The 23,641-nt window shown below is 45.3% G+C and carries 18 protein-coding genes and 1 pseudogene; 1 reads left to right on the top strand and 18 read right to left on the bottom strand.

All coding sequences use genetic code 11. The annotated features are described in order from the left end of the window. Positions 1-630 precede the first annotated feature (630 nt). Positions 631-3,168, top strand: coding sequence for a ThiF family adenylyltransferase (locus tag AAEO50_RS01395; protein ID WP_341979617.1), 2,538 nt, complete (start codon positions 631-633; stop codon positions 3,166-3,168). Between the two features lie 42 nt (positions 3,169-3,210). On the opposite strand, the gene AAEO50_RS01390 is transcribed toward AAEO50_RS01395, so the two are convergent. The 18 genes and pseudogenes from AAEO50_RS01390 to AAEO50_RS01305 form a co-directional block, all read right to left on the bottom strand. Further along, positions 3,211-4,467: an MFS transporter gene (locus AAEO50_RS01390; protein WP_341979615.1), complete on the bottom strand. Its 1,257-nt coding sequence runs from the start codon at positions 4,465-4,467 to the stop codon at positions 3,211-3,213. A 298-nt stretch (positions 4,468-4,765) separates the two neighbouring features. Then, positions 4,766-5,098, bottom strand: coding sequence for a group II intron maturase-specific domain-containing protein (locus AAEO50_RS01385; protein WP_341979613.1), 333 nt, complete (start codon positions 5,096-5,098; stop codon positions 4,766-4,768). Between the two features lie 91 nt (positions 5,099-5,189). After that, positions 5,190-5,870, bottom strand: a complete 681-nt coding sequence (locus AAEO50_RS01380; RefSeq protein ID WP_341979611.1) for a reverse transcriptase domain-containing protein — start codon at positions 5,868-5,870, stop codon at positions 5,190-5,192. 423 nt (positions 5,871-6,293) lie between these two features. After that, positions 6,294-6,512, bottom strand: a complete 219-nt coding sequence (locus AAEO50_RS01375; RefSeq protein WP_341979609.1) for a DUF2922 domain-containing protein — start codon at positions 6,510-6,512, stop codon at positions 6,294-6,296. A gap of 38 nt (positions 6,513-6,550) precedes the next feature. After that, positions 6,551-6,769, bottom strand: a complete 219-nt coding sequence (locus AAEO50_RS01370) for a DUF1659 domain-containing protein (protein WP_341979608.1) — start codon at positions 6,767-6,769, stop codon at positions 6,551-6,553. Positions 6,770-7,065: 296 nt separating this feature from the next. After that, positions 7,066-8,085 carry a LacI family DNA-binding transcriptional regulator gene (locus AAEO50_RS01365; RefSeq protein WP_341979605.1) on the bottom strand — a complete coding sequence of 340 codons (1,020 nt, stop codon included), beginning with the start codon at positions 8,083-8,085 and terminating at the stop codon, positions 7,066-7,068. Positions 8,086-8,436: 351 nt separating this feature from the next. Beyond that, positions 8,437-10,683: an alpha-galactosidase gene (locus AAEO50_RS01360; RefSeq protein ID WP_341979603.1), complete on the bottom strand. Its 2,247-nt coding sequence runs from the start codon at positions 10,681-10,683 to the stop codon at positions 8,437-8,439. A gap of 16 nt (positions 10,684-10,699) precedes the next feature. After that, a complete protein-coding gene (locus AAEO50_RS01355; protein ID WP_341979601.1) occupies positions 10,700-11,524 on the bottom strand; it encodes a carbohydrate ABC transporter permease in 825 nt (274 codons plus the stop codon). After that, a complete protein-coding gene (locus tag AAEO50_RS01350) occupies positions 11,521-12,375 on the bottom strand; it encodes a carbohydrate ABC transporter permease (protein WP_175990203.1) in 855 nt (284 codons plus the stop codon). The genes AAEO50_RS01355 and AAEO50_RS01350 overlap by 4 nt, the downstream gene beginning before the upstream one ends. A gap of 236 nt (positions 12,376-12,611) precedes the next feature. Further along, positions 12,612-13,892 (bottom strand): sugar ABC transporter substrate-binding protein, encoded by a 1,281-nt coding sequence (locus tag AAEO50_RS01345; RefSeq protein WP_341979597.1) that lies wholly within the window; start codon positions 13,890-13,892, stop codon positions 12,612-12,614. A 436-nt stretch (positions 13,893-14,328) separates the two neighbouring features. Further along, on the bottom strand, positions 14,329-14,484 hold the full coding sequence (locus AAEO50_RS01340; RefSeq protein ID WP_341979595.1) for a YfhE family protein: 156 nt from the start codon (positions 14,482-14,484) through the stop codon (positions 14,329-14,331). Between the two features lie 126 nt (positions 14,485-14,610). Next, positions 14,611-15,990, bottom strand: a complete 1,380-nt coding sequence (locus tag AAEO50_RS01335) for a Glu/Leu/Phe/Val dehydrogenase (protein WP_341979593.1) — start codon at positions 15,988-15,990, stop codon at positions 14,611-14,613. Between the two features lie 56 nt (positions 15,991-16,046). Next, positions 16,047-16,228 (bottom strand): annotated as a pseudogene (locus tag AAEO50_RS01330) (hypothetical protein). A 174-nt stretch (positions 16,229-16,402) separates the two neighbouring features. Then, positions 16,403-17,437: an aldose epimerase family protein gene (locus AAEO50_RS01325; protein WP_341979591.1), complete on the bottom strand. Its 1,035-nt coding sequence runs from the start codon at positions 17,435-17,437 to the stop codon at positions 16,403-16,405. A 4-nt stretch (positions 17,438-17,441) separates the two neighbouring features. After that, positions 17,442-19,385, bottom strand: coding sequence for a beta-galactosidase (locus tag AAEO50_RS01320; RefSeq protein ID WP_341979589.1), 1,944 nt, complete (start codon positions 19,383-19,385; stop codon positions 17,442-17,444). A gap of 316 nt (positions 19,386-19,701) precedes the next feature. Further along, positions 19,702-21,198: a UDP-glucose--hexose-1-phosphate uridylyltransferase gene (gene galT / locus AAEO50_RS01315; protein WP_341979587.1), complete on the bottom strand. Its 1,497-nt coding sequence runs from the start codon at positions 21,196-21,198 to the stop codon at positions 19,702-19,704. Between the two features lie 5 nt (positions 21,199-21,203). Further along, positions 21,204-22,205: a UDP-glucose 4-epimerase GalE gene (gene galE, locus AAEO50_RS01310; protein WP_341979586.1), complete on the bottom strand. Its 1,002-nt coding sequence runs from the start codon at positions 22,203-22,205 to the stop codon at positions 21,204-21,206. Then, complete coding sequence (locus tag AAEO50_RS01305) at positions 22,202-23,383, bottom strand: galactokinase (protein ID WP_341979584.1); 1,182 nt, start codon at positions 23,381-23,383, stop codon at positions 22,202-22,204. Before AAEO50_RS01305 ends, galE begins: the two co-directional genes overlap by 4 nt. Between the last annotated feature and the right edge of the window lie 258 nt (positions 23,384-23,641).

The following is a 23,641-nucleotide window of genomic DNA, read 5'->3' as shown; positions in this document are numbered from 1 at the left end:
CCTCCTCGGCTTTACGCTCCCCTAATATTTGGTTTGATCACTCATTCTATTTTTAAACAAACGTTTGATTAGTCCCGGTAATCCTATTAGTTAAAAGGATTTGAGGGTTTAAACAAACGTTTGATTAAATTCAGGGATAAACCCGCCCTCGGATATAAAGACTTTTGAACCCAAGGTGAAAGATTAATTAATTTCAATTTTATGCCCTTTTGGAATATAACAGGTTTCAATCTGGACCTTAGTCTTTCAGACACTTTGATTCCATCTAATACTTGAATCTTCATTTCCCTATGCTTCAAATAAAGATTATTCCTAAAAGAATATTTTTCAATAAATTCCATTGAATAGGAAAGAATACATAGTCTATATTACTCAAAAAGCAAAATATTGCAATATTTTACAATTTAATTTTTTTTTACAATTTATGTATGATAAAACAGAATCATCAATCTATTCAGAAGGGAGTGAATAAAATGAAGATTAAAGTGAAAATCAAACGCGCAGTTCAAAACGAAGTTCTTTGCATGTGCTATAACAGATGCTAAAACCTACATTTTTAAGGAAGGTGAAAAAGGAAAACCTTTTCACCTTCCTTTTATTATTATATAAAAAATAAAAGGATGAAGTCGCATGATCAAATTGAAATCCAGCCTTAACTTTAGAGGCTTCCCAGAAAAAAATGAAATTAGGTATTTTGATGGCGAAGAAAAATCACTCGAGATTGAAGACTTCGAAGCTATTTGGTCTTTACTTAATATTTATAGACTAGAGGATTCAAAAGAATTAACATTTGAATTAGAACAATGGAAGGCTCGATATGAGATTAATCAAACAGACTTTGATGAACTAAATGACTTCCTTCTTGTTAATGGATTCCTTGTCAAGGAATCCATTTATTCGGATGATCCTGAGAATATAAGGAATTTTAACTATTTTTCTGTTTATGATCACTCCTCTGAAGCAAATACATTGATGAAAAAAATTGAAAATTTGCATATCGTCGTAATCGGGACAGGAACAGTAGGATCATCTCTTATACTCACATTGTCAAAGCTTGGAGTAAAGAAATTCAGCATCATCGACCACGATATCGTTGAAAAGAAGAATATAAAGGCACAGTTCCTATTTGAACTCAGTGACGTGGATAAATATAAAGTGGATGTTATCAAAGAGAAGCTGAAAACTATCGACCCTTTTTGCAAAGTAAACGCATACAATAAAAGAATTGAAAACATCACTGAATTTTCCGACTTGGAACTTGGGTCCTTTGATTATATCTTTGGATGCTTTGATAATTCCACTGAGGTTCTTCATAAAGGTTTAGCAAAAGAAGCACAGCTATCAAAAGCTAAATATATTCTGCTTGGGTATTTTAATGATTCAACCATTGCTAATGATATTACAAGTGATCAAGGCATGGATATATTAACAACAAGTTATTCTAACTATTCTCATTATTTCATCAGTGATAACAGGGGAACGATTATTCAAAGTATGGCCGGCTGTATGTTAGTCGCTAAAATTTTGATGGATGACTTGTTGGGTAAGAAATCGTCTTCACATATCAGTTTAAGATTATCCGAAATGGGAAATACAAAATTATTTGAGGAAGTGTCATCTAATAGTAACGATTTGTTTATGGGGAACCTTTCACATATCATGCCTTTGAAGGAAGAGGAAATACGGAGAAAACTTACCTATATTCAAAATTGCTTAAGCGTATCTGTCGACATTCCAAATCACCTTGAACTGGAAGTATTGGCAATGTACCAGGTATTTGACCTATTGATTTCGACAGGATCTATAGAAGATTACGGCCTTGGGGGTGTATATGATGATTTCCTTCAACTGGTTGAATTTTTAGATCAAAGTGAAGAGGATTCAACAGTTTATATCTCCGAACAGCTACAAGAACAATACTTAGACCTTGTCCGAAATATTCAGGTTCCAGGCCATGCTTTCACGAATATTTTTGAAGCGCTTAATAGCATAAATTCAATCGAATCATATGAAGATAGGATGAAACTCCAAAAAGATTGCCATTTTTCTATAATTGAAGAGGGTGAACGACTTATTAGTTTCTTCAAACAAGTAAAGAATAAATTCGCAACAATCCCTTTGGAACATTATTACCAAGAGACGTTGGGAATCGGGGAAGAAAAGGTTAACGCTGTCGATAAAGTGTTACATCATCATCTAGAAGAGCTGGTGCCACTTATAGGCCGCACACTATTTCCTTCAGAAGACGATGACTTGGTAAACATTGATTACTTATATAAAAGTCTTGAATATAAAGAAGTATTTGGCGAAATCGAAAAAGCTGGGGCCATGCTAATAGGAAGTTTGAACAGAAAGTATAAAAACCCCTTCATCACGGAGCATATTAAAATGATGTTTTCCGGGAACCATATTAAAATCGTGGATGCCTCTAAAAATCATGGAATAAACCGTAACTATTATTTTCCACATCTCAAGTTAAACAAGATGATTCTCTCTTATGCAGGCAGTTTGGAATCTTTCTTTATTTTGTGCCATGAATTAGGTCATTCTTATTACAATAAGATGTACAATTCCTCTTTCTATAATGATAGCCGGACATTGTTGAACGAAACCTTGGCTTATTTATTTGAATTGTTCTGTGTAACTTCTATTATGGAAGACACCAGCTTGGATGAACCTACAAAAGAAAAAATTCATCACCAGTATCTTTTCCGATTAAATAAAATAGTATTAAGCCAGTATTCCATATATCAACTAGAATCTGAACTTGTGAGTTATTTATCTGAACATGGCGATTTAACCTTAAAGGATTATCTTGCCATTCAAAAGGATTTGGATACCACCTCAACACCAGATAGTGTCCAATTCACCAACCAAGAATACACTCATATGAATGCTTTATTAAACACTCCTTTCATTTTTGGTTTCAAAGATCATATAACAAGCCCATTGGCTTACTTACTTGCTTTCTCTCTTCTGACAAAATACAAAGGTAAGGAAAATATGCTGGACTTATCAATAAAATCTGCATTAGAAGAGAATGAAATCAGCGTTGAACAATTTATCACAAAAGTATTAGAACACGAAGAAAATTTCGAAGAAGTAATATCTCACGGTATCGACGCATTAAAAAATTTCATCAACCAACCTCAATATGTGTGCAATTAATAGAAAAAGGAACCTTTCTTCCAAGGTTCCTTTTTGTCCATTTTATAAGACTTCATGTCGTAAATGATCCTCTGAATTGATATTCAGATAGGACGGCAACTTTCTCAGGTTGCGATTCAATGTCCAATAGACCACAATAATTAAATTGACCAGACTTCCCCCAGCGTACACCCATTCGCTGCCTATTTTGGTGGCAAAATATCCCCCCAACAGAGATCCAAGAGGCAGCAATATGGTTGCTGCACTCGAAATGACTGAAAACACCCTCCCCATCATCCGCTCCGGTATCAGCGCCTGAATGAGAGAAAAGACCAATACGTTTGCAACTCCTATCCCTATGGAAGATATTCCAAACAAAAATATAGATATCCATGTGTTGTCCATCAGAAAGGATCCACCCCACGCTGTACCTGAAAGTAAGAAAGAAGTAACGATGACCAATCCCAAAGGAATGTTCTTAAAGTACATAGCAATGAAAGAGCCAATCAACATCCCAATAGACAATGAAGCGAGGTAATAACCATAGTATTGTTCCCCTCCCCTAAAGTCCGCATAAGCTGGCAGAATGGCGTTGATCATGCCGAAAACAAAATTCCCAATGACTAAAGGAAGAACAAGTTGAGGGATAGTTGAATTTTTCACAAAGCTGAATCCCTCCATAAGATCTCTTCTGTATGTGGAAAAACCGGGGGCAAGTCTTTTTGTTTCTCTTTTTCCTACAACTTCACTTTCAATTAACTTAATATTCTTAAATAACATGATGGCTAAGATGAAGGTGACTGAATTAATTAGATAAATATTTATTGCTCCAATTTTAACAATAAGAATTCCAGCCACGGCTGTGAGGATGAAATTCGCTCCCTTGTATGCAATGTTCATTAGTGAGTTTGCTTCCGGCAATGCTTCCTTCTTAATCACACGGGGAATCATTGCAGATTGTGCTGGATAAACAAATTGCTCGATGGCCACTACTGCAAACATGATAAACATGATGAGCCACACACTGCTGAAGCCAAGATAGTAGCTAACAGGTATGCTGAGGACAAGAATCCCTTGCAAAATTTGGGTTACAACTAATATAGTACGAAGCTTCCACCTGTCTACCATTGGACCCACTAAAAATTCAAAGACTTGCGGAATCATGATTAAAGCCCCTGCTAATCCTGTATAAAGAGTACTGCCGGTAAGTTCATAAACTAGCCACATGGCTGCCACATTATATAAACTATCCCCCATATTGGTGACAATTCTGCCCCAAAATAGATATGAAAAATTCGTGTTCTTTAGTACACTAAACATAAAATCACCTTTTCCCTTATTATTCCATATAATTGTACCTTAAATGGAACAACTAAAAATATTCTTTTAGGAATATTGTCCTAAATGAGTGGAATATCTTTTGGGTTGTTTTGATATGTTTCCTGCAGGACGAGTACCAATATACTAGACCCATCTAAAGGAAGGCTTTGATTTACTGAGGATATTTTCAGTTTCTCAAAGTCTATATTAAACAAACTTTTAATTAAATTGAGTAGGAGGGAGTAGATTACTCCCGACCTCTCACACCACCATACTTACGGGTCTCGTATACGGCGGTTCAATCTATTAAGTATCTACGTTCATAGAGTGAGGACATGTCTTTCAGTCCCCATTCTGTGAGCTTTTTGTTTGATAATGCTCGGTGGATAATCTCATTCTTAGAGACTCTCCAGTATCCCTTGCGGGAATTGGCTAGTTTCATCGCATTGTCTTGGTCGATGCCATATTTACGAAGTTTACGATATCTCGTGCCGACCTTCTTCCATCTCTTCCAAATCAACTGCCTCAGTCGATGGTTTAACCATTGTTGCGTATCTTGAATAAAATTCTTCATTCTTGACTTTCCATAATAGTTAATCCACCCGGTTGTCACTTGATTAATCTTTGTCACAATCTCCTCAAATGTACCGGGTCTTTCCGACTCGTCAGAATCTTTAGCTTTTGCTTCAGACGTAGTTGGGCAGATTTGGAAGGTCGGCAACCTACTTTCCCATCAGATTCTGGATGTGAAAGCCTAATATGGTACAGGTAGTTGCCCCTCCGACCTTGCTCTTCTTGCGATTTATGGTCAGGCCGAGCTTACCTTCAACGAATTTAGTGGTGGATTCAAACACCCTTTGACCAGCACGTATACTTTTAACGAAGATGACGAAGTCATCCGCATACCGGATGAAACGATACCCTCTTTGTTCAAGTTCACTGTCCAGTTTATTGAGATATACATTTGCGAGAAGAGGTGAGAGTGGTCCTCCTTGCGGAGCACCTTCCATTGTCTCGATGTAGGTATCTTTATCCAGGATTCCAAAGCGGAGGAATTTCCAGATTAATTTTAATACAGCTTGGTCCGGGATGAATTCCTCGAGAAACGCTTGTAGCCTTTGATGATAGATAGTGTCGAAATAACTTTTCAAGTCACACTCGACTGCTACTTTATAACCTTCTTCGTAATATCGCTGAGCTTGCTCGATGGCTTGGTGAGCATTTCTGCCTTTCCTGTAACCGTAACTATGATTCGAGAAGTACGGGTCTATGATCGGCTCGATGATTTGAAGGATTGCCTGTTGGATTGTACGGTCTAAGACCGTCGGTATTCCAAGGTTCCTTTGAGCGATCCTGTTTGGGAATCGCGACGCGTTTAACGGGTTGTGGCAGATAGGTGCCATCTACAATTGATTCTCTAATTGATGGCATATTTTCATCTACATGCTTATGAAGTTCATACACTGTCATACCATCAATTCCAGGGACTCCTTTGTTCTTACGAACTTTCTCATAGGCTGACCATATATTGTGTTCTGCGATGATTCTACAATGATTCTCATACCATCTTGTTCTCTCATATCCATGTCGACATCTTGAGCGCTTCTATATATCTTTCGGTTTCCAACCTATCCTTCTATAGACAGCCATCTTTCGGTCTATACCACGATGTTTTCTGCTCTCTCGCGGAGGACAGCCTTGTCATTCGCTAACAGTTCCTACTGCCAAGCCTGTAGTGGACTTTCACCACCGAGTTATCGCCCATGCCGGGCACACATTAAAAGGCCCCTCTCAATTTAGATTTCGAGAAGGGCTGCGATCATTTATTATAAAACTTCATAATCCGTCACATTACGTTCAACTACACGTGCACCTTCGACGCCTGTGAGTACACCGCCTGAGCTGCCGAATACGCCGGTTGCGATCAGGTTGTCCATTGCCGCTTTCACCTGGATTGTATCGATCGGGTCGATCGGATCATTGACGCTGATTTTCGCCGACTTCCCGGTTTCCGTTTTAAATTGAAGTTCGAGTACCTTTGCCATTTTGAAATCTCCTCCTTTCCATCAAATTTCAACGTTCATTACGCGTTGATATCAAAGTTTTGAATCTTTTCTACGTTGAATAAGTTTTTCTCGGAAAGACCTGCCAATGATTGAGCTGCGCTGTGCATCTCATCCGGAGTAGCCGAGCCTTTAATGTAGCTGTACGACTTGTACTTATACTTCGCATTGCCTTTCTCATCCAGCCCGTCGTTAAACGCAAATCTCAGCTTTGTTCCTTTCAAATCCGCTGTTGCCATTGTGCCTCACCTCCTTTCACCTTTTATATAGGGATGGAGGAAGGAAAAGGACACCGTTGGATGAAAAAAGTTTTAGTGAGTGGAGTTTTTTGTGGTGCCAGGCACAATGTTGGTGTTCTGTGCCTGGCACAAAAATACTGAATTGTGCCTGGCACCGGGCTCCCGTCTCGGTGCCAGGCTCAAAATCGTGTATTTGAGCCTGGCTCGATTCCACCTATTTGAGCCAGGCTCAGATTCTCCGGAAAAACCAAACAAAAAAGCCCTTCCTGGATCCAGCATCCAAAAAGAGCATTTCTTTATCTGACTTTCATTTCACTGCAGCTTTCCCGTTTCACCAAATGAACGGGTACCACTACTTTCTTCGCTAATTCGCGCTTTGATTGAATCTGGTCGAGGAGCAGTTCTACCGCTGATTCTCCCATGAATTCGGTGTAGACCTTCACCGTCGTCAGGGATGGCTGCAGGAATTTGGACGTGGCAATGTCATTGAAGCCGACGATTGACACTTCGTCCGGGATGGCGATCCCTTCTTCATGGAGGGCACGAATCGCTCCGATTGCCATCGAATCCGATGCGACGAAGAAAGCTGTCGGGACATCTTCCTTTTTCAACGCTTCCTTCATTAGGCTGTAGCCGCTCTCTGAAGTGAAGTTTCCGTCCGTCCAGATGAAGGCTGGATTATGAAGTCCATTCAAAGAGAGGTATTCGCGGAAGGTGGTTTCCCGTTCGTCCCTTATCGGTTCTTCTTCCAGGACGTACTCCTTCCCGCCGATGTAGCCGATTCGTTCATGGCCGAGGCTCATGAGATAATTAAGCACTTCGGTCATCGCTTTCCTGAAATCGACGACCACGGAGTCATAATCATCTGATGGTGAGTAATCGACGAGTACCAGCTGGCGGGCCGCTTTCTCGAAAGAATCGATCTCGGATTGGCTGTACTTACCGACCGCTATGATGCCGTCCAGCTCTGAAAGCCTGGTAGGGTCGATTGTATTGCCGTTTTTGAATAGCTTGACCAGGTCGATGTTTCTGTCCTGGCACTCCCGCTCCACCCCGTTGCGGACGGCCATGTAGTATGGGTCGGCCATTTCCTGCTGGTCGGAGTACCAGTATACTAGGCCGAATTGGAGGCGGTCGCTGATTTGCTGAGGATCTTTGCGGTTCCTCAAGGTTTTGTAATTCATATCTTGGGCGATTTGGAAAATCTTCTTCTTTGTTTCGTCCGTTACGGACAGTGAAGCATCATAGTTCAGAACTCTTGAAACGGTCGCCAGTGAGACTCCCGCTTTTTGTGCTATGTCTTTTAAAGTGGCCATCCCACTTCCCCCTTTAATGCTTTTTTCCTGGGAGAGAAGCGGGCCGCTCGACTTACTTCTCTCTTGCATTTTGATTGTTATTTTGAATGCTCTTCTAAAGCCGCTGTTGATTTCCGTGCAAGACTTCGCTTTCCGCGGGTGACCCGTGAGCCTCCTCGGCAAGCCTGCGGGGTCTCACATTGGCCACTTCTCCCGCAGGAGTCTTCGTCTTGCACTCCAATCAACAGCTGGAGCCAGTTTATTATTCAAAACATTTTCATTTTAAAAAAGTTGGTCAACCCTGTTCTTAAATTCATACCACTCTTTACTTTAAAACAAATCAGCCTGGATTTCCATCAATATGGGGATTTCTTATCGGACTTCCTTTAACTTCCAGGCTAATGATTGATAATCGCCTTTTATCATCGTGTTTTCAGTGATGACGGTCCCGCTGAACATAGGGGGAATCAGCAGCCCGATGTTCATGAGTTCATCGCCGTATGCCCGATGCACTGATTGGCCGGTCCCTTCGATTTCGTACAATGCATCCGGGTTCAACCCCTGCAGCCTGATCCGTTTTAGGGATGGGTTCGGAACGGCCAATGTCCGGTAGAAAGCCGCGATGGCCTCACCTCTCTGCACATCGACGACCATCCAGGCAGTGTCGTCGTTCTCGAAGGGACTTATTAATCGATAAAATGAGCCGAATTGGAGAAGTTTGCGGTTTTCTTTTACAAAACGAACCTGCTTTTTCACTTCCTGTTTTTCTTCCTCTGTAAATTGAGTGGCATCTAGTTCGTAACCGAACGCCCCGAACATAGAGACGTTGAACCGGGTATCAAGCGGAGTCGACCTGCCTGTCTGGTGATTCGGGCAGCTCGATACGTGCGCCCCCATCGATGACAGCGGGTAAACGAGCGAGGTTCCCCACTGGATTTTCAAACGTTCAATCGCATCGGTGTTGTCACTGGTCCATGTTTGCGGCATGTAATAAAGCATGCCCGGGTCGAAACGGTTCCCTCCGCTTGCACAGGATTCGAACAAGATGTGCGGGAACTTGGTGATCAGCCTTTCAAGAAGCTGATAGAGACCCAGCACGTACCGGTGGCCGACTTCTCCCTGGCGGTCGCCGCCAACAGAGTCAGATCCCACTTCCGTCATATTCCGGTTCATATCCCACTTTACATAAGAAATTTGGGACGAAGAAAGAATCGCTGAAAGTGTATTTTCTAAATAATCGACCACTTCCTGCTTTGACAGATCAAGGATGAATTGATTCCGTCCGTGTGAAAGAGGGCGGTCCTTCACGCCGAGCACCCAGTCTGGATGGACTTTGTACAGTTCACTCTTTTCGGAAATCATTTCAGGCTCCACCCAAAGGCCGAAGCTCATTCCCGTTTCCTCCAGGACTTTTCCACTCAACCCTTCGATTCCACCCGGCAGCTTCTTGCGGTCAACTTTCCAATCACCCAGGGAAGTTGTATCGTCATTACGTCCAAGGAACCAGCCGTCATCAAGAGCAAACAGCTCGATCCCCAGTACGGAGGCGGCACTGCAGATCTCAAGGATTTTTTCCTCATTAAAATCAAAATACGTGGCTTCCCAGTTATTGATGAGGATTGGTCTTTCCCTCTCGCGCCATTCTCCTCTCACAAGCCGTGATTCATAGAGACGGTGGAAGCATTGGCTCATTCCGTTCAGACCTTGATCGGAATATACCATGACCGCTTCAGGCGTCTGAAAAACCTCTCCACTTTCAAGTTTCCACTCAAAACCGAATGGGTTCACCCCGATCAGCGCCCTGGATGTATCATAATGATCGACTTCGACACCACCGAAGAAATTCCCACTGTAAACAAGATTGAACCCGTATACTTCCCCTTGCGATTCGGTCGTGTTCGGAGATTTAAGCGCGAAGAATGGATTATGAATCGAGCTGGATACACCTTTTTTACTGTCGATCGACTGCAGCCCTTTGCGGAGCGGACTCGCTGCCACATGGCGTTCGCGTATCCACGAACCATGAAGATGGATGAATTCAAATTCTGAATGCGGGAGGTCCACCGAGGCGCTGAGTAAGCGCTCGATCACCACATGTTCATCCCCCACATTCCGGAGCTTCACGCTGCGAATGATTGCATCCCGCTCATGATATACCGTATAGAACACCTCCATCTCGAGTCCTGCCGTCATATCCTGTAATGTAAGTACCAGCGTCTGTGCTTCATCTTTACTCTCTGCATAGGTCGCGGGCAGACCTTCTAGCCCCGGTTTCCCATTAAGGATTTCATATTTTTTAAAAGTAAATTGAGACGTCCTGCTTCCATTCTCGTGCTTCAGGACAAAAGCAGGTTCCCTGTAATCACTTGTCCCAATGCCGGGGTACTCCTGCTTCAAGAATTCAAGAGAAAAAAACTGATTTCCCTCATAAGGAAATGAAGCGTTCCCTAACGGCTCTGACGGAAGCTGACGCAAATGGGAAAAATCGTCGCGGTGTTTCACTTTTTTTCCAAAATAAAGCTGTCCGAGCTGTTCATTTTCCATTACTGAGAAGATATAGCTGACGTTTTTTCCCTGCAGATGAAATTGTCTATTTTTTTCCGTCACATAGATTGGCATATTGAAGCATCCTTTCTTATTTCACAGCACTTCCAAGCATTCCCGAAATGAACTGACGCTGCAGTGCCAGGAAGAAGATAATGATTGGAATGGTTGCAATCGTCACCCCTGCCATGACCTGGCCGTAATCGATCCGGGAAAGCCCAAATAGACTGGACAGAGCGACCGGGAATGTATACATATCATTGGACGATAGAGCGATCAGCGGCCAAAGGAAACTGTTCCATTGATAAAGGAACAAGAAGATCGCCGTTGCTGCCAGCGCCGGTTTCATGGATGGGAGTACAATTTTAAAGAAAATCTTCCACTCACCCGAGCCGTCGATTCTCGCCGCTTCGATCAACGAGGTCGGAAACGCAAGCATATTCTGCCTCATCAGGAAAATGGCAAAAGGATATGCCAGGTTTGGAAGGATCACGGCCTGATACGTATTCAGCCAGCCGAATCCCGCCATCATTTTAAATAAAGGAATAATGGTAGCATGGTAAGGCACCATCATCGAAAGCAGGAAGATACCAAAGATGATGTTTCTGCCTTTAAAACGAAACTTGGCAAACGCATAGGCTGCCATCGAACAGATCAATAAACTTAATACCGTGTAAACGATCGCGATGAATAGGGAGTTGAACATCACTTTTCCAATATCGATCGATGCATTCAGATTTTGGACATTTTCTGCAAGCTTCTCACCCGGCGTGAGGACCGGAGGCTTGGAAAACATCTTACCGCTCTCATTCGTCGCTCCGATCGCCGCCCAGTAAAACGGGAAAAGAGAAACAAGAGCACCCAGGGCCAGAACACTATATAAACCGATTTTCTTTCCTATTTTAGACTGTCTCATTCTTGATCCCCCGTTATCTTAAATTGTATAAACGTCATGATCGCAATAAGGACGACAATCACATACGCAATCGTTGAAGCATAACCAAAATCAAAGAAGCGGAATCCCGTTTGATACAGATACATCCCGATCGTCAGCGTCGCATCACTCGGCCCGCCTTTCGTCAATACGAATGGCTCATCGAATAGCTGCAGTGTTCCGATCGTCGATAAAACGACTGTAAACAAGATGACCGGCTTCAGCTGAGGGATCGTGATGGCAAAGAATTGACGGACCCTGGATGCCCCGTCCATGCTTGCCGCTTCGTAAAGCTCCTCGGGAATATTTTGAAGGCCGGCCAGGTAAATGACCATGTTATACCCGACCCATCTCCATGTCATCGCGATGATTAATGAAGCTTTTGCCCAGAAAGGGTCGTTCAGCCAGGGGATTGCCTTGAATCCAAGGGACGTCAGCAGCTGGTTGACCACCCCGTCGTTCATCAACATGATGGAGAAAATGATGGAGTAGGCGACCAATGAAGTGACGGCCGGCAGGAAGAATGTCACCCGGAAAAACCCTTTCATGCGAAGCAGTGCCGAGTTTAATAATGAAGCCAGCACAAGTGCCAGCAGGACCATGATAGGTACTTGAATGATTAATAGAATAAAAGTATTTTTAAGTGCGGTGTGGAAAATTTCATCCGATAACAACCGTTTGTAATTGTCCAGCCCGACAAAAGTCAGGTTGGCTCCTTGTCCGGTCTGAAAGCTGAGGATCAGCGATGAAATGATCGGATAGAGCATAAAGATGCTGAACAATATGACGGCTGGTGCGATAAATAAATATGGGATATATGTCTTTGACTTCATACATCATCCTTCTCTCTTGCAGAATTTTAAAGCGGAGGCGGCTCGTTCAGAGGCGACAAGCATAAGGCGAGCATACTGGAAAGGCGGTTTTTGCCTTTTTGGTATGCTTGACTTATCTCGAGCCTCTAGCTGCCGCAGCTGGATACAATAATTGTTATAAAAAAAGAGAGACCTAGATCACCAGAAGAACCTCTTGGCTCTAAATCTCTCTCTCTTTTCATCTCGTAAACGAGTTTCTAGTTTGCTTTACGTTCAGTACGGTCTTCTAGTCGTTTCGCTGCTGCTTTTAGTGCTTTTTCAGGATCTGTGCCGTTGAATGTATCTGCCTGTGCCTTGATGGCTTCATCAAGTGCCACAGAATAGTCTTTTGTGTAATATGCAGTAGGTACATCCTTCATTTCTTCTGCAAACAGTTCCCAGATCTTCTGACCACCGAAGAATTCGTCTTCACTTTTAAATACTTCAGAATCATAAACAGTGTTTAGGGATGGGAATAAACCGTAGTCTTCCATCGCCATAATCTGGGTATCTTTGTCCGTTGCAAAATACTCCATGAAATCATAAGCAGCATCTGCGTTTTCAGAAGCGGCAGGAATCATCCAGCTGGATCCTCCAAGGTTGGACGCACGGTTTCCGCCTTCCTCAAAGGCAGGCAGCTTGAATACTCCCCAGTCCCCGCTTGTGTCTTTCGCTTGATCGATGATCGTTCCGTAATACCAGGCTCCGAATGGAATCGTCGCCACGGATCCGTCGACCGTTGAAGAAACGACACCGTTCCACCCGTCTACATTCTTAATGAGATCGGCATCAGCAAATTTCTTCTGCATTTCCATTGCCTTTACGGCTTCAGGACTGGTCAAATCGATGTTCCCATCCTTGTCATAATAGAAGACACCTTGCTGGTTCAGCATCATCCGGAACGTTGGATCATCTTTGAACATATCCAGCGGCATTGCATAGGAACCGGTCTTTTCCTTAATTTTCTTACCGGCTTCGAGGAAGTCATCCCATGTCTCGATGTCTTCTGCCTTCACTCCCGCTTCTTCAAACAGGCTTCTGCGGTAGAACATTCCCCCCGGACCCGCATCGAACGGCATGGCGAAGTACTTGCCATCCACCTGTGCGAGGTCGTTTTTAAAAGAAGGGAATTTGTCTTTATGATCTCCAAATCCTTTTTCTGAAAGATCCAGGAACCCTTGAGGGAATGCCTGCACATACCCCTGGATGCGGTCATCTTCCACCAGGACGATGTCAGGAAGCCCGACGCCTCCTGCTGCAAGTCCGGTTGAAAGCTTGTCATACACATCTAAACGCCCGATGTCTTCCACTTTCAGTTTCACATTCGGATGTTCCTTTTGATATTCCTTCACTGCGTCGTTCAAGGCTCCCACGTTTACATTCCAAGCCCACGCCGTCAATGTCACTTCCCCATCCTTGCCGCCACCGGAACTGCTGGAACTGCAGCCTGCAATGATCAATGTGGCAATAATGCTCATCATCATGAATAATTTCTTCATACCCTTTGTCCCCCTTGGTTTCTTAGATTAAAAGAGTTGTAATCGTTTTCTTTTACCAGAAAAAACAAAACACTCATTAGAAAGCGTTTACATCTTACTTAAGATTTTAGTAAATTATCAGAAAATAGTCAATCATATTTTTACTAAAATTTTTATTATTTTAGTAAAGTGCTGGAGAGGTGAAGGTAAAGGGATTTGTGGGTAATTGATTTTCACTATTTGGGGATATTTTAAGAAGTTCATTTTGAGGTCATAATGAAAGGATTTTACTAACTTGGAAAATGAAAAAGATTCCATTTATTCGAGAGTGAGATTTAGCTCAATGGAGATGATGATAAAGCTAAACTGCTTTTGTACCTAGTATCCAAACAAAAAAACCCCATAAACCGTACCTTACCAGCACGATCCACAGGGTCGCAATCCAAAAACAAAAATCCTATCCGCGTTCACTCTTCACTTCGTCGGGATATCCAGCCTTCGTCGCGCGTTTAAATTCCTTCGCCCATAAAACTTCCTGTGTATCTGTCAATCCATTGTTCTTCTCCGTGTTGATCCCTTTATACGGAAGCTTCTTTGCATTGCGTTCTGCCATGCTGAAATCTCTCCTTTCAAAGTAATGAATGTCTTTCTATAAATCCTTTTCCCGATAGACATTCAATTAAACATAGTGAGGGACGGGCCTTTAGCTTGCTAAAGGCCCGTCCCTCGATGCGTTAATTCAATAAAGTTTTCCTTGTCTGTAAAGGATGGTCGATAGTTTGGTCACGGAATGGATGTAGCAGTTCTGGCGGAGCGGGAATGGGTCCCCGAAGAATTGCGGAAGGACCGTATCCAGCGTCGCCTGCATTTTCTCATATAGGAGCCGGAACACTTCGTCTTCTGAGTAGAATTGGGTTTCCCGCCCCTGCAGCCATTCGAAATAAGAGACGATGACACCGCCGGCATTGGCGAGGATATCAGGTACGATGATGACTCCCTTGTCACTCAAGAATTTGTCGGCTTCCGTCGTGACAGGGGCGTTCGCTCCTTCGACGAGGATTCCCGCCTTCACTTTTTCCATATTGTCTTTATGGATCTGATCTTCGAGGGCGGCGAGGATGAGGACGTCCACATCCAAATACAGAACATCTTCGCGACCTGATATTTCGGCTTTCGCATCGATTTCCCTCAATTGTTCAGGGGTTGTCGGCAGGTCTCCTTTATTTCTCATCGTAAATTCGATCAATGCGGGAATATCCAGACCGTCACTGTTGTAAAGCGTCACGTTCCTGTCGCTGACAGCGACGACCTTGTTCTGCAGATGAGTGGACTGGTAGGCTTCAAGCGCTGCGACAGATCCGACATTTCCGAATCCCTGCACGGAAATGGTAAGCGGCTTTCCTTCATATTGCAAGGCAGTCTTGGCAAACACATTATCCGTCTTCGTCAGCAGATTCTTTTGGTTTTTTATAAAATCGTGAATCATATAACGGAACGTAAAAAATACACCTTTGCCGGTCGCTTCCCTGCGTCCCAGTGAACCTCCATTTATGACGCTTTTACCCGTGAAGCTTCCCCTGTAAGGATAGCCCGGATGGATGCTTTTATACTCGGACATCATCCAGTCCATCTCGCGTTCCCCGGATCCCATGTCGGGCGCGGGGATATCCTTATCGGGGCCGATGACATCACTGAAGTACTGGACATACTTCTTGGCAATCAGGTTCAGCTCTTTGTCCGTATAATCCCGTGGATTGATGATGATGCCGCCTTTCCCTCCCCCGAACGGCACGTCATGAAGGGAGTTCTTAAGGGTCATGAGCGACGCAAGGTTCACCACTTCGTCTTCATTGACTGATTCGTGAAACCGGATCCCGCCTTTATAAGGACCAAGTGCATTGTTATGCTGCACCCGGAAAGCTGGAATGCGGTCGACCCGCCCGTTTTCCAGCGGCACCCTCAGGAAAGATTTATGTACATGATTCGGGGTGGACAGAATGGCTGTCAGCGAGGTGAAAGCCTGTTCCCTCGCTTCCCCTTGCAGTTCCGGTAAAAAGTGTTCATCTTCCAGTAAAGCGTCCAGAGATTTCTGGACAATGTCACGTGTTTGGCTGATCATCGTTTCCCTCCTGCTCAGTATAAGTGGTTATTGGTATTTATTATAAAGTTACCCAATTAATTCTGAATAAAACGATTAGCAGAAAACCTTTTCATTTTCTTTTTTAATGCCGCTGTTGATTTCCGTGGAAGACTTCGCTTTCCGCGGGTGACCCGTGAGCCTCCTCGTCGCTGCGCTCCTGTGGGGTCTCACATTGGCCACTTCTCCCGCAGGAGTCTTCTTCTTCCGCTCCAATCAACAGCTGGAACCGGTTAGATACAAAATAACTTTTTACAGAAATTCTTGTTATGGCACAGCATCGATTGAAATTACAGTTATCCCCTGTAATTCCAGAGAAGAAACTATTATTCCATTAAGGTAATGATCATAGAAAAATCCGCAGCCTGACTCTGGCTGCGGATTCCTTCTCTTTTTATTCTTTTACACCGAAAGTATACACGGTGGAAGCCCTGTCCACCTCCCCCGCTTTGACCATCACTGATGGGAAATGCGGGTGGTTGACGGCATCGGGGTAGCCTTGGGTTTCGAGGCAGAGTCCCTTATGCCTGCCTGCCGTGCCGCCACCGCTGAGTCGCTCACCTGTTAGAAAGTTTCCGGTGTAGAGGACGACGGATTTCTGGTCGGTTTCGACTGTCATCGTCCTGCCGCTCCCTGCGTGTGAAAGCACGACACTTCCATCCTTTTTTAAAACAAAGGGGTGGTCATATCCATCTTTCGTTTCTTCCGACTCTCCCATCCCTTCTAGAATGGTGCGCGGCTGCCGGAAGTCAAACGGCGTCCCTTCTACATGTCGAATCTCTCCCGTCGGCAGGTTTTCTTCTGTCAGCGGAAGGTATGCGTCCGCTTCCATCTGCAAAGTGTGATCCAATATAGGGTACTTTGCATCACCGCTAAGGTTGAAATAACTGTGATTGGTGAGGTTGACCGGTGTATCACTGTCGGTTTCAGCTTGATATTCAATAAGGAAGCTGCCCTTATCCGTCAGGGTATAGGAGGCATCCACCTTCAAGTTGCCTGGATAGCCTTCTTCTCCATTCCGGCTGTAATAGGAAATGGTCACGCTGACCCTGTCGGCTGCTACACTTACTTTTTCTTCATTCCATATCACATGGTTAAAACCAATACTCCCGCCGTGCAGGTGATTGCGCCCTTCGTTCGGAGTCAGTTCCACTGTTTTCCCGTTCCAGGAATACCGGGCGTTACCGATCCGGCCGGCGACCCTTCCGGCAATGGCACCGAAATAATGGGTGTGTTTGATATATTCGTCCAGTGTGTCGAATCCAAGGACGACATTTTCAAGACACCCATTCCGGTCAGGTGCAAGGATCTTGGTCACAGTTCCTCCATACGTAATGAAGGAAACTTCCATTCCGTGATCATTTTTTAACGAATAGGAGTCGACCTGCTTTCCTTCGATTTCTCCGAATATTTCTTTTCTGATATCCAACCCGTTACACCTCTATGATGCGGCATTCATACGGCGCAAGCTCGAGGTCATTGAATGTCTCTTCGCAGCCGTTATGGTTCACGATCACCTGATAGTCTTTTCCTTCAGCCGTTCTTGTGATGATCTCCACACCAGGGTTGGACTCGACTGTTTGAAGACCGGAGGATGATGCGATCGTTTTTGCCAGAGAATGCATGATTTCCTGTTGAACACCTGCCCCGATGTAATAGGCTTTACCTTTGCCAAAATCATTTTCGGTCACACAGGAATATTCATTGTAGAAACGGTCATCATAGCGATGCAGCGTGCGTGCCGTCAGCGGCTTCACGAGATCGCGCCAGTAGACCGCCTCTGTTGCCTCCCCGCCATCGACAGGGACTACAGGGGCTGACTCACCCGCCTGCAGGGACTCGGATTCTTCGACTTCGATGCCCAGAAATCCGGAAAGCTCTCCAGGAACCATTTTTCCAAATACAAGATTATTGTCGCGGTCCTTTACACCTGCACGGTAGGACATGACGACAGTTCCCCCGTTCTTTGTGAATTCCTCGAGACGACCGGCCAATTCAGGGTCCATCACTTTCGCCACCGGAAGAAGAAGCACTTTATAATCGGAGAAGTCCTGATCGTATTTGATTACATCGATGGACGTATTTTGCTTATGGAACGGTTCGTATAAACGAAGGATCTCTTCCGTGTAATCGATGCTTCCGTTTTGCTGCTGATTCCTCCATGACCAGATCGTATCAAAATCGTATACAAGCGCTACATCCGCTTTCACTGGTGCATCAAACAGCGCCTTATGCTCTTTCACTTCACTGAAAAATTGCTGTACTTCCTTGTACTTGCGTGTCGTCCGGTTGTTGGCATCAAGGATCCCGAGACAGTATTGCTCAGCGCCTTTATTCATCCCGCGCCAGCGGAAGAACAGCATATTGGAACAGCCGTGGGCGAACGCATGCCATGCCCATGCCTTTGCCTGATTCGGACGAGGCAGGTAGCCGATGATGTCATGACCCTGTGCCCCCATCAATTCCTCGACGATCCAGAAATTCTCCTTCTTCAAGCCCCGGACATAATCGAGCGTCATCGAAAGGTGGGCAGGAGAGATCGGCTCCTTCAAGCCGCCCCACACCGGATAATTATCATAGGACACGAAATCAAGCTCCCTTGAGAATTCGTTGTGGTCGAACCACTTATCGAAAAATCCGCCCGGCAGGTTCGTCGTGACGGTCTGGTGCTTTCCTTTCAGTCTGTTGACGAGCTCGATGTGTTTATGAGCGAATCCCGAAAGTGACGCCGAGCGGAAACGTGCCCAATCAAGCATCATCGCCGGATTATGGACGGTGACCGTCACTTTCGGTACAGGGATTTCAGAGAAGTCATTATACGTCTGTCCCCAAAAAATCGTCCCCCAGCGCTCATTGAGTTCATCGATTGAACCGTATTTCTTTTCAAGGAAACGCTGGAACGCATCCCGGCATTTGCCGCAGTAGCACATGTCGCTGCCTTCATGTCCAAATTCGTTATCGATTTGCCATGACACAATCGCTTCTTCGTCCTTGTAGTGATTCACGAGTTTTTCGACGATGCGCAGGGAGTATGCTTCATAGGTTTCTGAGTTGAAGCAGTATTGACGGCGGCCGCCGAATGCCTTTTTGTTTCCGTTGATATCTTCGATCAGGATATCAGGATGGTTTTTCGCAAGCCATGCCGGGAATGTGGCAGTCGGGGTTCCGAACATGACGCTAATTCCTTGGTTTTTTGCCTTTGCGATGACGTGATCAAAGAATGAAAAGTCGAAGGTATTTTCTTGTTTTTCCATGAGGTGCCAGGCGAATTCGCCGATGCGTATCATGTTGACGCCCATTTCTTTCATGCGGGTAAGGTCTTCGTCGATGAGTGATTTGTCCCAATGCTCGGGGTAGTAATCCACACCTAGGTACATGTTTATCACCTTTCTCCTCTGTAGGCTTTCTTTAATATAAATTAATAAAGTAATCTTTAGAATCGCTGCTAATTACCGCTTTTGATTTCCGTGGAAGACTTCGCTTTCCGCGGGTGACCCGTGAGCCTCCTCGGCTTCGCTTTTCCCGCAGGAGTCTTCGTCTTCCACTCCAATCAAAAGCTGGAACGGGCTAGAATAGTAGTTTTAACAGGACACTTAACCATTTAAATTCCATATTTTCCGAGATCTCGCGCGATCTGGGACAACTGTCTTATTGGCTAAAACAAACGCTGCAATCCGCCATTAAAAATGATGTCTATTTCCCATTCAACCCATCCACGAACTTCTTGAATGCGTTCATTCCCTGGTCGTCTCGTTTGAAGACTCCGGCGTCTTCTAGGACGCGGGAGAATTTGTGGCCGAGTTCTTTGCGGACGATGCTTCTGACGTTTTCTTTGTTCACTTCGCTGCCGTGGCGGTCTTTCATTTGCTGCACCCATGGCATGTGGATGTCTTCTGCGTTGTGGTCCGTTCCCAATAGGGCTTTTTCCACTTCTTGGAGTTCACCCTTCAGGCGTGCCGGCAGGACGGCGAGGCCCATGACTTCGATGAGGCCGATGTTTTCTTTTTTGATGTGATGAACATCTGCGTGCGGGTGGAAGATGCCCATCGGATGCTCGTCGTTTGTGCGGTTGTTCCGGAGCACGAGATCCAGTTCGTATTTGCCGTCACGCATGCGTGCGATCGGTGTGATCGTGTTATGTCGGGTGTTGCCTGAATAAGCGATGATGTCGACTTCAGGGTCACTGTATTCCCTCCATTGCGACAGGATATCGCCAGCCGCATCCGCAAGCGGCGCCATTTCAGCTGAACTGAGGCGGATGACCGACATCGGCCACTTGACGATGGCCGCTTCGACTCCGGCAAACCCATCCAGTGAAAACCTGTACTCGCTTTCCGCCTTCGCCATCGAAAAGTCATAGCGTCCTCCCTGATAATGGTCGTGCGACAAAATCGAACCTCCGACGATCGGCAGGTCTGCATTCGACCCGCCAAAATAATGCGGGAACTGATGGACGAAATGAAGCAGTCGTTCGAATCCGCTCTTATTGATCTCCATCGGACGGTGCTCCTTCGACAGGACGATACAGTGTTCGTTGTAATACACATACGGCGAATACTGAAGCATCCAGTTTTCATCACTGAGATTCAGTCTGATCATCCGGTGGTTTGCCCGTGCAGGGTGTCCGATCCGCCCGGCATATCCCTCGTTCTCGACGCACAGGAGACACTGCGGGTATTTGTTATCCTTCTTCGGCATCGCGCGTTCCATCGCAATCTGTTTCGGGTCCTTTTCCGGCTTTGACAGATTGATGGTGATATCGAGCTCCCCGTATTCAGTCGGAGCCTTGTAGCTGATATTCTGCTGAATCCGCTTCGTCTGGATATAGTTGCTGTCCTGGCTCAGTTTATAAAAATAATCCGTTGCTTCCCCCGGATCGCGTTCATATCGGTGGAAGAACTCTGAATTGATGACGGATGGCCTCGCGATCAAACAGTCCATCACTTCTGCAGAGAAGATTTCCTTCTTATCGAACAGGTCGTCGATGATGCCTTTTTCCACTGCATATTCAGTCAGTCCTTGGAGCAAGTCCGGAATGTCCCCGGAGACAGCTGCATGCTCTGGCTGATAGTCTTCAAGGTTCAGTAAGGCCAACACCCGGTTGCGGGCATACACTTCATCTTCTTTTGTCATCAGTTCAGCTTCAAGCGCTTTTCTGATCAGTGCGTCAACCTTTTGGAAAATGGTCATTTCCATCACTCTCCCTTTCCGTCTCTGTAGCCGTACGGGTGATTCTCATGCCAATTCCAGGCGTCCCCGATGATCTGTTCAATCGAAGTTCTTGAAGGGTTCCAGCTAAGCACGTTCTTCGCCTTGTCAGAAGAAGCAATCAGCTTGCTCGGGTCACCTGCTCTTCTCTCCCCGACCTTTGCCGGGATCGGGTGCCCGGTCACCTTGCGCGCCGCATCGATTATTTCTTTTACTGAAAAACCCTGGCTGCTGCCGAGGTTGAAGATATTGCTTTCTCCGGTTTCCTTTAAATAATTCAAGGCCAAAAGATGGGCTTCAATCAGATCGTCGACATGAATATAATCACGGATACATGTACCGTCCGGTGTATCATAGTCTTCGCCGAAGATCGTGATGTGCTCGCGCTGCTCCAAGGCCACCTGGAGGATGATCGGGATCAGGTGGGTCTCAGGGTCATGATCCTCCCCAATTTCCCCGCTCGTCCTCGCACCGGCGACATTGAAATAGCGGAGCGAAACGAATTTGATCCCGTATGCCTCGTCGCACCATCTCATCATCTTCTCCATCGCAAGCTTCGTTTCTCCGTATGCGTTGGCCGGGTTCGTCACCATGTCCTCCGTGATCGGCACCTGCTCCGGTTCGCCGTATGTGGCGGCAGTCGATGAAAAGACGATATGCTTCACGCCGAATTCCTTCATGGTTTCAAGCGTCACCTGTGTACCGTACACGTTGTTATCAAAGTATTTCAGCGGATTTTCCATCGATTCGCCGACCAAAGAGTTGGCAGCAAAGTGGATGACACTGTCAATGCTTTCTTTTTCAAAAACGGAGCGGAGGAACTCCTTATCACGGATGTCCCCTTTATAGAAAACCGCATCCTGATGGATGGCTCCTTCATGACCCGTCTGCAGATTGTCCACCACAATCGTACGGTATCCTTTTTCCACCATCTGATAGACTGCATGAGACCCGATATACCCTGCACCGCCAAGCACTAGCACGTTCATACGATCACCTCTTTGTCTAATTCTTTTGCACCGTCACCGATGTCTGCTGTATAAAATGCCGCTTCATAGCCGATTTCTTCCTTATATTCTTTCCCTACTTCTGCGATGAAACGCTCCACGTATTCATTTTCCACAATCGCAATCGCACAGCCGCCAAATCCGGCACCCGTCATCCTGGCCCCGACGACGCCCGGCTGATTCCAGGCTGCTTCCACGAGGGCATCAAGCTCTTTTCCCGTCACCTCGTAATCATCACGCAGCGATACGTGGGAATCATTCATCAGCTTCCCGAATTCTGCGAGCTGCCCGTTCTTCAAGCAAGCCAGCGCCTTCAAGGTCCGGCGGTTTTCGTACACAGCATGCTTTGCCCGCTTCTGTTCCGTTTCACTCGCGATCACCTGTTTATGCTGTTCGAATTCTTCCTCGGTCAAATCGCCGAGAGAACTGATATCGACAACCCCCTGCAGACTTTTCAGCGCGGATTCACATTCCTTCCTGCGTTCATTGTATTTCGAGCCTGCCAGTTCGCGGCGTTTATTTGTATTCATAATGATGATTTTATGGTGTTCGAGATCTAGCGGGGCATATTGATAGTGAAGGGTATGGGTATCAAGCAGGATGCCCGTTCCCTTTTTCCCCATTCCGATGGCGAACTGATCCATGATCCCGCTGTTGACCCCGATGAACTCGTTCTCCACCTTTTTACCGGTTTCCACAAGCTCTAGGCGTTCCGTATCGAGGTTGAACAGTCCTTGAAGCAGTACCCCGGTCGCAAGTTCGATGGAAGCCGATGATGACAGACCAGCCCCGTTCGGGATATTGCCGAAGTAAAGGACATCCATCCCGATATCGATGTTGTGGCCAGCTTCTTTTAAAAACCGGATCATTCCTTTCGGATAGTTTGCCCAATCATGGTTCTTGTCAAAATCGAGACCGTCGATGTCAAACCCGATGATGCCTCTCTCTTCAAAATTCAGTGAATACATCCTGACAAGTTTGTCCTTCCTTTTACGCGCAAATGCGTATGTGCCGAATGTAATCGCACCTGGAAAAACATGCCCCCCATTATAATCAGTGTGTTCACCGATCAAGTTGATGCGGCCGGGTGCAAAGAATGCCCTTTCCGCTGCCTGCCCGAATATCTTCTGAAAGCTCTCTGAAAGCTTCTGAAACTCCATCGTGATTCCTCCTATAAATCCAAATCTTTCAATCTATCATTCGTCCATCCTGCGGCCGTTTTAGTTAAGTAAACCGTAACCGTTTCCAATTTCATGTTAATTCAAAGCACCTTTGTCCGTCAATAAACTTTTAGTAAAAGTTTTACTAAGGTTTTATTTCCCTTAAAATCACCGTTTGAACGGAGGGGATTTGAAAACCAAATCAGCCTGCTGCAGTGCCATTTTTTTAAAAAGAACAGCCAGGCAAAGTCACCTGAC

This window comes from Rossellomorea oryzaecorticis, assembly GCF_038405515.1.
GTDB classification, from domain to species: Bacteria; Bacillota; Bacilli; order Bacillales; family Bacillaceae_B; genus Rossellomorea; species Rossellomorea oryzaecorticis_A.
Note: the sequence above shows the minus strand (reverse complement) of the source record. Positions and strands in the feature narration are given on the sequence as shown.